This window comes from Kutzneria sp. CA-103260 (assembly GCF_018263855.1).
Classification (GTDB): Bacteria; Actinomycetota; Actinomycetes; order Mycobacteriales; family Pseudonocardiaceae; genus Kutzneria.
Window position 1 is genome coordinate 3,760,265 of sequence record NZ_CP073318.1, and the last position, 13,576, is coordinate 3,773,840.

Genomic DNA, 13,576 nt, shown 5'->3' on the forward strand with positions numbered 1-13,576 from the left:
CTCGCAGGGAATCGGTTGTTCAGTCGAGTTGGATGTAGTCCAGTTCCGCGTAGCCGGTGCCGCCGGCGAAGAAGGGCGCGCCCTTGGCCAGCCGGATCACGTTGTAGCCGGAGTGCAGGGTGACGGTGGTGCTCGTGGTGGCGAACTTGCCCCAGCCGGCGGTCGGCGGATAGTTCACCGTCGACCAGGCCCCACCGTTGTAGGCAAGTCCTTGCGTGGCAACGGCTCCGGTGCCGTTGGCGTAGCCGATGGTCATCTTGTAGGCACGGCTGTCCGGCACGGTGACGACGAAGTCGACGTAGCTGTCGCTGCGTGGGTCGCCGGAGTTGTCGATCCGCCCCACGTAGCCGCCGCTGGACGCGGTGGAGCTGGTCAGCCGCTGGGTCCGGAACACCGACGCGTTCTCGGCCTCGTACCGGTGCTGGTACGCCGGAACACCGCTGGTCGGCTGGACCACCAGGTGGTAGGCGCTGGTCGCCGACATGTTCGGCACTGACACGGTGATCTGTCCATTGGAGACGGTGTAGGTCGAGTCGGAGACGGTCGTCGGCGCGGACACCGCGGTGAACCGGCCGGAGGCCGGCGTGGACTCCAGGGTGACCCGGACCGTGCTCCCCATCGCCCCCAGGCCGCTGACCCGCACGGAGTTCGTGCCCGACTCGTCGCCGAACACGACATCGGCCCGGCGGCGGGTGGCATCGTAGGAGGCGAACCCGTCGAGCCCGGTCTGCGCCGGCGGCGTGGTGGTCACCATCGAGCCGGCCATGTCGCCGTACCACTTGTACAGCCACCACGTGCCGGTCGGCTGGTTGTTGTTCACCACCAGGCCGTTGACGGTGCCGTACTCGTACCAGAAGGCCCGGTCGGCCGCCCACACGCCGGCGCGTTCGAACTTGGCGATGTAGTCGGCGACCCGGCCGGGCACGTCGACCTCGTCGGTCCAGGCGTACTCGTTGATGAAGATCGGCCGCGGGCTGATGCCCAGCGACGACTCCAGCGAGCGGTAGGCGGCCACGTCCGCGGCGACGGACCCGCTGCTGTGGTCGAGCTCGTGCCAGACCACGATGTCCGGCACCGTGCCGGTGTTCTTGGCGTTGACCAGGAACGCCCGCATGCGGTCGGCGTCCCAGTGCGAGTAGCCGGGGCCGGCGACCGGGGTCACCGTGTCCTGGGTGCGGATCCGTTGCACGGTACGGGTCCAGCCCGCGTTGAAGTCACCCGCGGCCGCGGTGTTCCAGGTGCCGTCCGGCTCGTTCCAGATCTCCCAGGCGGCCACGTTGCTCGCCGATCCGGCGGCGAGCCGCTTGGACACCATGGTGTCTACTTTGGACAGCCAGTCGTCCCAGCTGACCCACTTGTAGGGGAAGTCCGGGTAGATGTCCGGCATGCGGATCACCTCGCCGGCGCCAACCCGGTCCGCCTGCGGGGCGACCAGCAGGCCGTCGCCGCCCGGCGGTTGGCCGTTGGGCTTCTGCCCCACGCCGGGCGGGGGCTGGGTGAGGGTGTTCATCTTGATCGGCAGTAATGTCGAGTCGGCGGGTCGGCTGTTCTCGGCGAGTGCGTACAGTCCGCCGGACGCGACATGCGTGACCGGCCGGAACGGCGCACCGACATCGACGGCCAGCGTGTGTCCGGCGGCTTGGGCGGTTGGTGGTGCCAGCAGGGCGGTCATCGCGACGGCGATGCCGGCGATCCCGAGGCCTCGTAGTGCCATCGGTTCGTTCCTCCACGGATGGGGGCAGGGGTTCACTCCGTGGCGGCGACCGGGATCCACACCCGCATCGGGCCTGGTTTCCGGTTTCCCCACAGGAAATAGGGCAGGGCGGAGAAAGTGATCGGGTCGGTGTGATCCTCGATCGCCGATCCGTACAGGGCGGAGTCGGCGGTGCGCACGCCGCCGGCCACGGTCAGCGTCACCGGGCCGTCCTCGGTCGCCCGGCCGGCGACCGGCGGGACGGACGGATCGATCCGCACGTCCTCCAGCGTCACGCCGTCGGGCAGGTCGGCCTGCTCGACGCAGTACACGAGCGGGCCACGGGCGAGCGCGACACAGCCGCGGACCGCGTCGATCCGCGGGTGCGGCCGGACGATGCGGCCATGCATCGGCAGATCGAGCGTGACGGTCATGTCGCGAGTCCAGTCGCGCCGCAGCCGCACGTATCCGTCGACCGGTTCGACGGGATTCCCGTCCAGGCGCACGTCCTCGGTCGGGCACCAGCCAGGAATCCGCAGGGACAGGGTGATCGGTGCGGCCGTGGTGACGGTCAGTTCGACGCGGCCGTCCCACGGATACCCGGTGCGCACGGCGATCCGCACCGGCGATCCGTCCACTGTGGTCTCGATCTCGCCGGCGGTGTAGAGCTGGATCTGGAGTCCGGTGTCGTCGGTGGTGATGGCGTAGCCGGGTAGGGAGGCCATCAGGCGGGCGAGGTTGGGCGGGCAGCAGGCGCAGCTGTACCACGACAGGCGCTGCGAGGGCGCGTCCTCGTGCGAGCCGTCGTGGCCGGTCCGCAGGTGCAACGGGTTGGAGTAGAAGAAGTGCTCGCCGTCCAGCGCGGTCGAGCCGGCGATCGCGTTGTGCAGCACGCGTTCCATCTCGTCGGCGTGCCGGACGTCGCCGGTCGCCAGCAGCATGCGCCAGTTCCACTGGAAGCTCGCGATCGCCGCGCAGGTCTCGGCGTACGCGCGGTCGGCAGGCAACTCGTACGGGTCGCCGAAAGCCTCGTCGCGGTGCCGGGAGCCGTGCGCGCCGGTGAGGTACGTCTTCGAACCGAACGCGTCCTCCCACAGGCGTTGCGCCGCGGCCAACAGCTCGCCGTCGTGCGTCTCCACCGCCACGTCCACCACACCGGCGAGCAGGTACAACTGCCGCACGGCGTGGCCCGCGACCGCGTCCGCCTCCCGAATCGGGACGTGATCCTGCAAGTAGGCAGCGCCGAAGTGCTCCGGATTGAGCAGCCCGTGCCCGCGCAGGTCGACCAACCGAGCGGCCAGGTCCAGGTACGGCCGGTGCCCGGTCACCCGGTACAACTCCACCAGGGCGGTCTCGATCTCCGGATGCCCGTCGACGTCGTTCGCGGCGGCGAACCGGTCCACGATCAGGTCCGCGAACCGGCGGGCGACCGTGACGATCTCGGCGCCGACACCGGCGCGCGACGCGGCGACGGCGGCCTGGATGAGATGGCCGGCGCAGTACAGCTCATGGCTCTTGTGCAGTTCGCGCCACCGCTGCTCCGGCTTGACCACCGTGTAGTACGAGTTGAGGTAGCCGTCCTCCCCCTGCGCCTTCGCCAACAGTGCCGCGGTGGTGTCCAGAAACGCCCGCAGCTCGGCGTCGTCCGGGGTCCGGGCCAGCTGCCAGGCGGCCGCCTCCAGCGTCTTGTGCACGTCGGAGTCGGCGAACCACATGTTCTGAAAATCGCCGTCGGCCTCGCCGGTGACGCGGCGCAGGTTGTCGATCGCGCCCGCGGCGTGCAACTGGCTCACGCAGTGCGGCAGGGTGCGAACGGCGTTGCGCCGCAGCCATGTCCCCCACAGGCTGTCGTCGGCGACGGTGGTCGCGCTGAGCGGCAACGGCCGCAGCGCCGCGACCGCGTCCGCGGTGGGGTGGACGGGACCGGGTGTGGACTCGGTCATCGAGGTCCTCTCCTGTCTGCTAGCCCTTGAGGGCGCCAGAGGTGAAACCGCGCACGTAGTAGCGCTGCAACACGAGGAACACGGCGACGCACGGCAGGGCGGAGACGACCACGCCGGCCTGCAGCGCGCCGAAGTCCACCGAGCCCAGGCTGCCGGACTGGAGGTTGAACAGGGCCACCGGCAGGGTGAACTTCGAGCCGTCGGTGAGGAAGATCAGCGGCGCGACGAACTCGTTCCAGGCCGCCAGGAAGGAGAACAGGGCGACGGTCACGATGCCGGGCAGCACGCCGCGCAGCAGCACCCGGCGCAACGCGCCGGTGATCGTGCACCCGTCGACCAGCGCGGCCTCCTCCAGCTCGGCCGGCAGCGCGTCGAAGGAGTTGCGCATCATGAACAGGCCGAACGGCAGCTGCAACACGGCCAACACCAGACCGAGTCCCACCAACGAGTTCTGCAGGCCGAGCCAGCCGAGCAGGATGTACAGCGGCACCAGGATCGTGGTGTACGGCACCATCAGCACGGCCAGCGTGACCAGGAACAGCGCGTTGCGTCCGGGAAAAGGCAGCCGCACCATGGCGTACCCGCCGAGCGTCGTCGTCACGACCGTGACGCTGACGGCGACGACCGCGACCACGACGGTGTTGGTCAGGTACGTACTCAGACCGGTGCCGTACTCGAGAAGTCGTTGGTAGTTGGACAGTCCCCAGCCGTCGCTGCCGCCCGCGGCCTCCTTGCCGTGCACCGACGAGAAGACCGTCCAGAGCATCGGCAGCAGGAACAGCACCGCCAGCGCCGCGCCGGTGAGATAGAAGCCGCCCTTGCGGATCCGCGTCACGACTTCACCGCCCCTCGCGGCGGATCAGCCGCATCTGCGCCACGTTCACCACGATCAGCACGGCCAGCGTGGCCACCGACACCGCGGCCGCGCGGCCGAGATCCTGCGACAGGAAGGCCTCCCGGTAGATGTCGATCACCACCGTCGCGGTGTCGTGCCGGCCGCCGGTGAGGATGAAGAACTGGTCGAACGCCAGCAGCGAGCCGGTCAGCGACAGCACCATCGCCAGCGCCAGCGTCGGCCGCAGCAACGGAAGCGTGACCCGCCACAGGGTCTGCCACCGGCCGGCGCCGTCGATCCGGGCCGCCTCGTACAGCACCGGGTCGATGCTCTGCAGCCCGGTCATCAGGATCAGCATGTAGAAGCCGGCGAACCGCCAGGTGATCATGGCGACGGTCGAGCCGAGCGCGGCGCCGGTCGAGCCGAGCCAGTCGACCCGGCCCAGCCCGACCAGTTGCACGAGTTCGTTCAGCGGCGACGAATCCGTGTTGAACAGCCCGTAGAACAGCAGGCTGGTGGAGGCCAGCCCGACCGCGCTGGGCAGGAACAGCACCGCCCGGACCGCGCCGACCCCGCGCCGATTCCGTTGCACCAGCAGGGCGAGGCCGAACGCGATCAGACCGAGTACGACCGTGGTGACCGCGGTGTACTTCAGCGTGAACCAGACCGCGCGGAGAAACAGCGGATCGGACAGCGCCTGGTAGTTCGCGACACCGTTCGGCGCGGACGCGCCCAACAACGGCCAGTGGTTGACCGACATCCACACCATCAACAGGAGCGGGACCACGAACAGCGTCCCCACCAGCAGTGCCATCGGCGCCGCGTACAGCATCCCGAGACGGCTGCGGCGCCGGCTGATCGGGTCGCGTCGAGGCGCTGGCGGTGGGGCCAGGCGCGCCGACTGACGTGGCGGCGACAGGGACACCATGTCAGCTCCCGCTCGCGAGCGACTCGGTGATCGCGGCGTTGTGGTCGTGCAGCGCCGTGGCCGGACCACCCGTGCCGAAGACGGCGTCGATCACGGCCTGGGTCCAGGGACCGTTGGCGTCGTTGTAGGTCTTGCCGAAGTTGACCGAGATCGGCGTCTGTCCCTCCCCGGCCAGCTTGTTGAACACGCCCAGCCGCGGATCCTGCTTGGCGTAGGTGTTGTCGGCCAGGTCGGACCGGACGGTGATGTTCTTGTTCTTCGCCACCACGTCCACCTGGGCCTGCTCCGACAGCGTCCAGGAGATGAAGTCCCACGCCGCCGCGGCGTGCTGGCTGTTGGCGCCGATGCCCAGCACGTCGCCGCCGACGAACGAGGAGCTGCCACCGGTCAGGCCGGGAATCGGGGCCACGCCGACCTGGAGGTCGGGGCCCTCCTTCATGCCCTGCAACGCGGTCGCGCCCATCGGCTGGATGCCGATCTTGCCGTCGATGAACGACTGCGTCCAGGTCGGGCCGGACTCGTCCTTGGCCGAGGCCGGCACCACACCGTCGGCGTACAACTGGTGCAACAACGCGTACACCTGGGCCGCGGTGGGATTGTCGATGGTGGAGGCGGTTCCCTGGTCGTTGAGCACGGTGCCGCCGGAGGCCCAGATCATCGGCCAGCTGGTGAACAGCTGGCAGCCGGGGCAGGCGCCGCCGAAGAAGTAGCCGTTGACGCCGCCGCCGAGGGCGCTGATCTTCTTCGCGTCGGCGACCATCTCGCCGAGAGTCGTCGGCGGCTTGGCCGGGTCGAGGCCGGCGCGGGTGAACAGGGTCTTGTTGTAGAACATCGCGGACAGGTCGATGTCGTGCGGGACGGCGAAGTCCTTGCCGTCGTGGGCGGCCGCCTTCATGTGCGCCGGAGCCAGCGATGTCTTGAACGGCAGCTGGTTCACCCGCTGGGTGATGTCCATGAACACGCCGTTGGCGGCGTAGTTGGGCGCGTACACCACGTCGGAGGCCAGCAGGTCCGGCAGCTGCTTGGCGCCGGCGGCGGTGCCGACTTTCTGCTGGTAGGAGTCGGCCGGGAAGACCGTCAGCTTCACCTTGTTCTTGTGGCTCGCGTTGTAGGCGTCGACCAGCGTCTGGCTGAAGGTGGCCGTCGGCGACCTCGTCCACATGGTGATGGTCGTGCCGTCGTCCACCGAGCCGGTGCCGCCGGCGGCGCCTTCGGGTGGCCCGCCCTGACATGCTGTTAGCGCTAACACTGCGGCCACGACGACCGCCACACGGGCACGCGCGATCATGGTGCTTCTCCTAACGGCCGCTCACGGGTGGGCTACGCGGGAGAGGAAACCGGCAACCGGTTGCCGCCAAGTTAAACCCGCCTCCGAGTGACGTCAAGGACCTTGTTCCATGCTGGTAACAACGGTATCGTCGCCCGCCCGCTACAGTGCAGACCATGCGCTCGCGGAAACTTTCGGAAACCGGTGACCGGGGCCGGCCGACCACCATCGCCGACGTCGCCCAGCTCGCCGGCGTGTCGACGGGCACGGTGTCCAAGGCGCTCAACGGCCGCGGCACGCTGCGCGCGGAAACCCGCAGCCGCGTGCTGGCCGCGGCCGAGCAGCTGGGTTTCCACCCGAACCGCGCGGCCGTGACGCTGAACTCCGGCCGCACCTACACCGTCGGCATGATCACCACCGACACCATCGGCCGGTTCAGCATCCCGCTGCTGATGGGCGTCGAGGACACGCTCGGCGCCGGCGAGATGTCGGTGTTCCTGTGCGACGCCCGCGACGACCGGATCCGGGAGCAGTACTACCTGCGCACCCTGCTCAGCCGCAGGGTCGACGGCATCATCGTCACCGGCCGCCGCAGCCTCGCCCGCCCGCCGATCGGCGCCGGCCTGCCGATTCCCGTGGTCTACGCGTTCACCAGCTCCACCGATCCCGAGGACGTCTCGGTCGTGCCCGACGAGGCCGGCGGCGCGCACAAGGCCGTCGAGCACCTGCTGGCCATCGGCCGCCGCCGGATCGCCCACATCACCGGGCCCGAGCACCACCACTCGGCGGTGGTCCGGGCGTCCGCGACCGCCGAGCGCCTCGCCGCGCACGGGCTCGACCTCGTCGCCCCACCCCTGTTCGGCGAATGGAGCGAGGCCTGGGGCCGGCACGCGGCGAAGATGTTGCACGGCACCGAGTTCGACGCTGTCTTCTGCGGCAGCGACCAGATCGCCCGCGGCGTCGCCGACGAGCTCCGTGCGTCGGGCCGGCGCGTGCCCGACGACGTCGCGCTCGTCGGCTTCGACAACTGGGACGTCATGACGCTCGCCTGCCAGCCACCGCTGACCAGTGTGGACATGGAACTGGAGCAGCTGGGCCGCACCGCCGCCGAACTCCTGCTGGCCGCGATCAACGGCGAGACCCCGCCCCGCCGGCACGTCCACCCGTGCCGCCTGGTGATCCGCGACTCCACGGCCGCGCCGATGCCGCCGTCCCCGTGCGTGCCGAAAACCACGTCCACGCAGGGCAACCGACATGTTGGTGCTGGCCGAGGGCTTCACCTGGAAGGTCCCGCCGGCGTCTGACGAATGGCCGGCTACCGCGGCCCAGTCCTGCTCAAGTGCCGATCGGCCGACGAGTGCGCCGTCTCCGCGAGGGCATACGCGACGAAGCTGCTCGTCGGCCGATCGGCCGAGTGACTCCTTCGCCCAGCTCGTGCCTAATCCTGCAAACCGGCTGCCCCAGGCCGGCGGATCCGAGTAGTCCTTGGTTCCTCCTAGCGAAGGGAGCAGCAACCGTGAGAAGAACGACCCGGGCGCTCGTCGCGGCGCTCGCGCTGACCGGCACGCTGGCGGCGCCGGCGACCGCCGCGCCGGTTTACACCGACGCACAGCTGGCCTCGATGGATCCCTTGCAGCAGGCCAGGATCCTCGATCCGCTGCGCGCGGTCGCCAACGCCGTGGGCGAGGTCGGCCGTGGCCCGGCCGCCGACATTTACGGCAACCTGGACATCGACGCCAACCACGGCGTCGTCACCCTGTACCTGACGGATCCCGGCCAACTGGATCGCGTGGTCCAGGCGGCCGAGCGGGTTGACCCGTCCATCGACACCGGCCTGATCCGGGTGGCCAAGGCCGCCTTCACACACCAGCAGTTGGACGACGCGTCGGTGCAGGTCCTCGACCTCGCCGACGCCCATCGCCTGCCGTACCACGTGGATCTGGTCGGTCCGGCGGCGGACGCGTCGGGGCTGGAGATCAACGTCGACGACCCGCGTACGGTGCCGTTCGCGGCCGCCGCGGCGATCGGGGTGCCGGCGAGCTTCCAGCCCGGCCACGTGCTCGTGCCGAAGGCGTGGCGGGACGTCAAGTGGGGTGATCACGCGCCCTTCATCGGCGGCGACGCCATCACCGCCAGCGGCTCCGGCCACGGCTGCACCGCCGGCCTGCCGGCCGTGCGCAAGTCCGACAACCACCCGATCATGGTCACCGCCGCGCACTGCTTCGGCGTCGGCGCCAAGGTCTACACCCGGGGTGGCGCCACCGGCGACTACAACAGCGGCAAGCTGGGCAGCTACGTCGGCACGGTGACCGCGCGGTACGAGCAGTTCGACTCCGAGACCATCGACGGCGCCGACAACAACGCCGACGAGAGCGACACCACCGGCTGGCTGCCGCTCACCAGCTACGCCTACTCGTACAACGGGGACTACGTCTGCCACGACGGCCAGCGGTCGTTCTTCATGGGGCATCCGACGCCGTGCGGAATCAAGGTCACCAACCAGGACAAGTGGTGCGGGCCGTCGGAGGGCTGCCCGGGCCTGGGCTACCGGGTGCGTGGCGTCTGGGGCGACGGCGCGTGGGGCGCGGCCGGCGGCGACTCCGGTGCGACCATCTTCGCCGTGCAGAGCAGCGGCAAGCGTCAGGCCCGGGGCGTGTTGTCCGACGGCGATCCAGGTGACGGCGCACCGGGCGTGTTCTGGGTGGAGGCCACGGATGTGTTCAACCACTTCGGGTTGACGTTGAACCCGCGAACGTGATGTCGGCGTTCCGGGCGGATCAGGCTCGAGAGCCATCGGGCAGCCGCGGGTTCCGCCCGGACCGTCACGGCCCCAGCCCGCGGACAGCCAGGCCATCGAATTCGTCGAACACTCAGGTCTTCGGCCGAACCGAGTGTTGACCGCCCGCCACACAGGAACTTAATGTCAAGGCACCCGGAGTTGTGTTAGCGCTAACACAACCACGGCCCGGTGGTCGGTTCGGCGAGAAGGAAGTCGACAACGATGAAGTTGTTCTCATTACGCCGCCTCGGCGTCCTGCTGGTCGCGATGGCCACCGTCGCCTCGGTGGGCGGCGTGAGCGCCGCCGCGGCGCCATCGGCCTCGGTCCGGACCGAGGCGCACGCACCCGTGTGGAACGCGGCGAACTCGCTGTCCGTGCCGAACATCGACGATGTCCGCGGCAATCTGACGCTGCCCACCTCCGGCCCGAACGGCACGGCGGTGACGTGGACGTCGTCCGATGGCAAGGTGATCACACCAACGGGCGAGGTCACCCGTCCGCCCGCGGGCGCCAAGCCGGCCAAGGTCGTGCTGACCGCGACCGTGCGCCTCGGACAGGACAGCGCCACGCGGCGGTTCACCGCCACCGTCGTGCCGCTCCCGCCGAAAGAACCGATGACGGGATACGGTTTCTTCTACTTCACCGGCGAGGGCACGTCGAACGGCGAGCAGGTCTACTCCGCCGCCAGCAAGGGCAACGACCCGCTGAACTGGACCGAGCTCAACAACGGGCAGCCGATCCTCAAGTCGAGCCTGGGCGAACTGGGCGTGCGCGACCCGTTCGTCATGCGCTCCCCCGACGGCGACAAGTTCTACCTGCTCGCCACCGACCTGAGGATCTACGGCGGCCGCGGCTGGGACGCCGAGCAGCGCACCGGCAGCCGGTCGATCATGATCTGGGAGTCCGACGACCTGGTCCACTGGTCGCGGCAGCGCAGCGCGCAGGTGGCCCCGCCGAACGCCGGCAACACCTGGGCCCCGGAAGCCTTCTGGGACGCCAAGCGCGGCGACTACGTCGTCTTCTGGGCGTCCAAGCTGTACGCGGACAACGATCCCGGCCACACCGGCGACAGCTACAACCGCATGATGTACGCGACCACGCGCGACTTCGTCACCTTCAGCGCGCCGAAGGTGTGGATCGACCCGGGCTACTCGGTGATCGACTCGACGGTCCTCCAGAACAACGGCACCTACTACCGGTTCACCAAGGACGAGCGGAACAACACGTCCTCCTCGCCGTGCAGCAAGTTCATCCTGGAACAGAAGGCGACCGATCTGCTCGACCCGAACTACGACTTCGTCGCCGAGTGCATCGGCAAGGCCACCGCGACCAGCCCCGGCCTGTCCGCCGGCGAAGGCCCGACCGGGTTCAAGTCCAACACCGAGAACAAGTGGTACCTGTTCATCGACGAGTACGGCGGCCGCGGCTACGTGCCGTTCGAGACCACCGACCTCGACTCCGGCAAGTGGACCATGTCCACCGGCGCGCACCTGCCGGCGTCGCCGCGGCACGGCACGGTCCTCCCGGTCAGCCAGGCCGAACTGAACCGGCTGACCGCTCCCCCGGCCCCGGTCAAGGCCGACCGGAACGGCCTGGTCGCGCACTGGCCGCTCGACGCGAAGTCGGGCCAGGTCGCCGCCGACGCCACCGGCCACGGCTACGACGGGGCGCTGGCCGGCGACGTGAGCTGGTCCGACGGCGCGCTCTCCTTCGGCGGCGCGAACGGTCACGTCCAGCTGCCGAACAACCTGTTGACCGGCGCGAACGCCGCCACGGTGTCCGCCGACGTCCTCGTCGACCCGAAGCAGCAGACGCCGTACTTCCTTTACGGCTTCGGCAACACAGCGCCGTCCGGTGTCGGCGACGGCTACCTGTTCGCCACCGGAGGCACTGCGGACAGCGGCCTGCGCGGCGCGATCGCGACCGGCAACTGGACCACCGAACAACAGGCGGCGTCCAGCGGCGGACTACCGCGCGGCGTCTGGAAGAACGTGACTCTGACGGTCGGCAACGGTGTTGCCGTGCTGTACCTGGACGGCGTCGAAGTGGGCCGCAACACCAACGCCACGATCAAGCCGTCGGACATCGGCGGCGGCGTGACCGCGGCGAACTACCTGGGCCGCTCGGTGTACGCGGCGGACAACTACTTCACCGGCAAGATGAAGGACGTCCGGCTCTACGACCGGGCGCTGTCCGGGGACGAAGTCGCCGCACTGCCCTCGAACAGCACCCTGATCCGGTCCGTGGACCTGGCTTCCCTCAAGGCCCCGGCCGTGATCGACAGCACCGCGGGCACCGTCGTGCTGCCCGTCAAGCCGGGCACCGACCTGCGTCGGCTGGCCCCGACGTTCGGGCTCGCGCCGGGCTCGAGGATCACGCCGGGCAACGGTCGCCCGGTGGATCTGAGCCAGCCCAGGAAGTTCACCGTCACCGGACCGGAGGGCCGCAGTCGCGTGTGGACAGTCGAGGCGCACGAGATGCGCAGCCCGGTGTTGCCGGGGCTCAACGCGGACCCGAACATCGTCGCCTTCGGCGACACGTACTACCTCTACCCGACCACGGACGGCTTTCCCGGTTGGAGCGGCACCACGTTCTCGGCGTGGTCGTCCAAGGACCTCGTCAACTGGACGAACCGAGGCGTCGTGCTCGACCTCGGCACCGACGTGAGCTGGGCCCACACGCGCGCGTGGGCGCCGACCGTCGCCGAGCACAACGGCAAGTACTACTTCTACTTCTGCGCCGACGCCAAGATCGGCGTCGCGGTCGGCGACTCGCCGGTCGGGCCGTTCACGGACTCCGGCAAGCCGTTCATCGCCGCCAACCCCGACGGCGGGCAGGCGATCGACCCCGCGGTGTTCATCGACCACAGTGGACAGCCGTACCTGTACTGGGGCAACGGCAACGCCTACGTCGTGCCGCTGAACGACGACATGATCTCCTACGACCCGGCCAAGATCACCCACATCACCGGCCTGGACGACTTCCGCGAGGGCATGTTCATGGTGGAGCGCAAGGGCACCTACTACCTGAGCTGGTCGATCGACGACACCCGCAGCCCGGACTACCGCGTCGGCTACGCCACCTCGGCCAGCCCGACCGGCCCCTTCACCAACCACGGCGTGATCCTGAGCAAGGACGCCAAGCTCGGCATCCTGGGCACCGGCGGCAGCACGATGCTCCAGGTTCCCGGCACCGACGACTGGTACCTCGCCTACCACCGCTTCGCCATCCCGGGCGGTGACGGCACCCACCGTGAGACCACCATCGACAAGATGACGTTCAACCCCGACGGGACCATCGCCCCGGTCAAGCCCACGCTGGAAAGCGTGGCACCGGAGCGGATCCCGCAGGGGCACTGCGGCCGAACCCGGTACTTCTGAGCTCACGTTCGAGCAGCCGTCGCGGTGCTCCCGCGGCGTGCCGGCCGCACACCTGGCGATCGCCGACGGAGGAACCACTCGGCGATCGCCAGGTTGAGCAGCCAGGCGCCGAGCATCATCAGCGCGGTGGTGAGCTCGTTCAGCGGACCGATCACCAGGACCACCGGCAACTGGGTCACGGCCTGGGTGCCGGCCCCGATGCCGATGGCGTAGCCACGGGTCATCCACGCGCGGTGCCTGGCGATGTCACGCCGGAGAACCGCCGCGAAGCCCAGCACGAGCGAGACCGCCATCGCGGTGCCGAACACCAGCCGGAATCCGGTGAGCAGATCACCGACGCCGGGCGGTCTTGGGTAGTACACGGTCATCCACAGTCCGGACAGCGCCGCCGCGACGCCGCACGGCGCCACGATCCGGCCGGCGACCCGGTGCCAGCGCGGCCACCGGACCCGAAACCCGGTGGAGAACTGGAAAGCGCCGAGCACGCAGAAGACCGTGACGCTGATGACGTGCACCACGACGGGCACCGGATCGGCGAAGAATCTCGCGTTCTCCGCGGTGATCTGGGCGCCGGTGCTGAGCTGGCCGATCCGGAGGCCGCCGGCGAGGACCGGGATGGTGCTGAGCAGGATGAGCCCGGTGGGCAGGGGCCAGATCCGCTTGGTCGACGAAGTCATGGCCAGATCGTCGCGGCCGGACCGGGTGCGGCTCATCGGAGCACGGGCCGGAGTTGGACCGTCCGATGGTCGG

9 protein-coding genes are annotated in these 13,576 nt (G+C 69.5%); 3 read left to right on the forward strand and 6 right to left on the reverse strand.

Translation table 11 applies throughout. The annotated features are described in order from the left end of the window. Positions 1–19: 19 nt before the first annotated feature. From JJ691_RS16080 to JJ691_RS16100, 5 genes are all read right to left on the reverse strand, one after another. On the reverse strand, positions 20–1,714 hold the full coding sequence (locus JJ691_RS16080; protein WP_211769564.1) for a hypothetical protein: 1,695 nt from the start codon (positions 1,712–1,714) through the stop codon (positions 20–22). 32 nt (positions 1,715–1,746) lie between these two features. Continuing rightward, a complete protein-coding gene (locus tag JJ691_RS16085; protein ID WP_211769565.1) occupies positions 1,747–3,636 on the reverse strand; it encodes a glycoside hydrolase family 127 protein in 1,890 nt (629 codons plus the stop codon). A gap of 19 nt (positions 3,637–3,655) precedes the next feature. Next, complete coding sequence (locus JJ691_RS16090; protein WP_211769566.1) at positions 3,656–4,471, reverse strand: carbohydrate ABC transporter permease; 816 nt, start codon at positions 4,469–4,471, stop codon at positions 3,656–3,658. 4 nt (positions 4,472–4,475) lie between these two features. Then, complete coding sequence (locus JJ691_RS16095) at positions 4,476–5,285, reverse strand: carbohydrate ABC transporter permease (RefSeq protein WP_249227969.1); 810 nt, start codon at positions 5,283–5,285, stop codon at positions 4,476–4,478. Between the two features lie 115 nt (positions 5,286–5,400). After that, the gene (locus JJ691_RS16100) at positions 5,401–6,687 is read right to left on the reverse strand and encodes an ABC transporter substrate-binding protein (RefSeq protein ID WP_211769568.1); all 1,287 of its coding nucleotides are present in this window, start codon (positions 6,685–6,687) and stop codon (positions 5,401–5,403) included. A 155-nt stretch (positions 6,688–6,842) separates the two neighbouring features. Between JJ691_RS16100 and JJ691_RS16105 the strand changes: the two genes are divergently transcribed. The 3 genes from JJ691_RS16105 (at position 6,843) to JJ691_RS16115 (ending at position 12,826) form a co-directional block, all read left to right on the forward strand. Then, the gene (locus JJ691_RS16105) at positions 6,843–7,970 is read left to right on the forward strand and encodes a LacI family DNA-binding transcriptional regulator (protein WP_211769569.1); all 1,128 of its coding nucleotides are present in this window, start codon (positions 6,843–6,845) and stop codon (positions 7,968–7,970) included. Positions 7,971–8,182: 212 nt separating this feature from the next. Then, positions 8,183–9,424 carry a hypothetical protein gene (locus JJ691_RS16110; protein ID WP_211769570.1) on the forward strand — a complete coding sequence of 414 codons (1,242 nt, stop codon included), beginning with the start codon at positions 8,183–8,185 and terminating at the stop codon, positions 9,422–9,424. 243 nt (positions 9,425–9,667) lie between these two features. Next, positions 9,668–12,826, forward strand: a complete 3,159-nt coding sequence (locus tag JJ691_RS16115; RefSeq protein WP_211769571.1) for a family 43 glycosylhydrolase — start codon at positions 9,668–9,670, stop codon at positions 12,824–12,826. 2 nt (positions 12,827–12,828) lie between these two features. On the opposite strand, the gene JJ691_RS16120 is transcribed toward JJ691_RS16115, so the two are convergent. Further along, complete coding sequence (locus JJ691_RS16120) at positions 12,829–13,539, reverse strand: DUF2306 domain-containing protein (RefSeq protein WP_249227970.1); 711 nt, start codon at positions 13,537–13,539, stop codon at positions 12,829–12,831. Positions 13,540–13,576: the final 37 nt, after the last annotated feature.

Coding starts and splice junctions, on each gene's coding strand:
- JJ691_RS16080 (WP_211769564.1), bottom strand. CDS start 1,714: ATGGCACTACGAGGCCTCGGGATCGCCGGCATCGCCGTCGCGATGACC.
- JJ691_RS16085 (WP_211769565.1), bottom strand. CDS start 3,636: ATGACCGAGTCCACACCCGGTCCCGTCCACCCCACCGCGGACGCGGTC.
- JJ691_RS16095 (WP_249227969.1), bottom strand. CDS start 5,285: ATGGCACTGCTGGTGGGGACGCTGTTCGTGGTCCCGCTCCTGTTGATG.
- JJ691_RS16100 (WP_211769568.1), bottom strand. CDS start 6,687: ATGATCGCGCGTGCCCGTGTGGCGGTCGTCGTGGCCGCAGTGTTAGCG.
- JJ691_RS16105 (WP_211769569.1), top strand. CDS start 6,843: ATGCGCTCGCGGAAACTTTCGGAAACCGGTGACCGGGGCCGGCCGACC.
- JJ691_RS16115 (WP_211769571.1), top strand. CDS start 9,668: ATGAAGTTGTTCTCATTACGCCGCCTCGGCGTCCTGCTGGTCGCGATG.
- JJ691_RS16120 (WP_249227970.1), bottom strand. CDS start 13,539: ATGAGCCGCACCCGGTCCGGCCGCGACGATCTGGCCATGACTTCGTCG.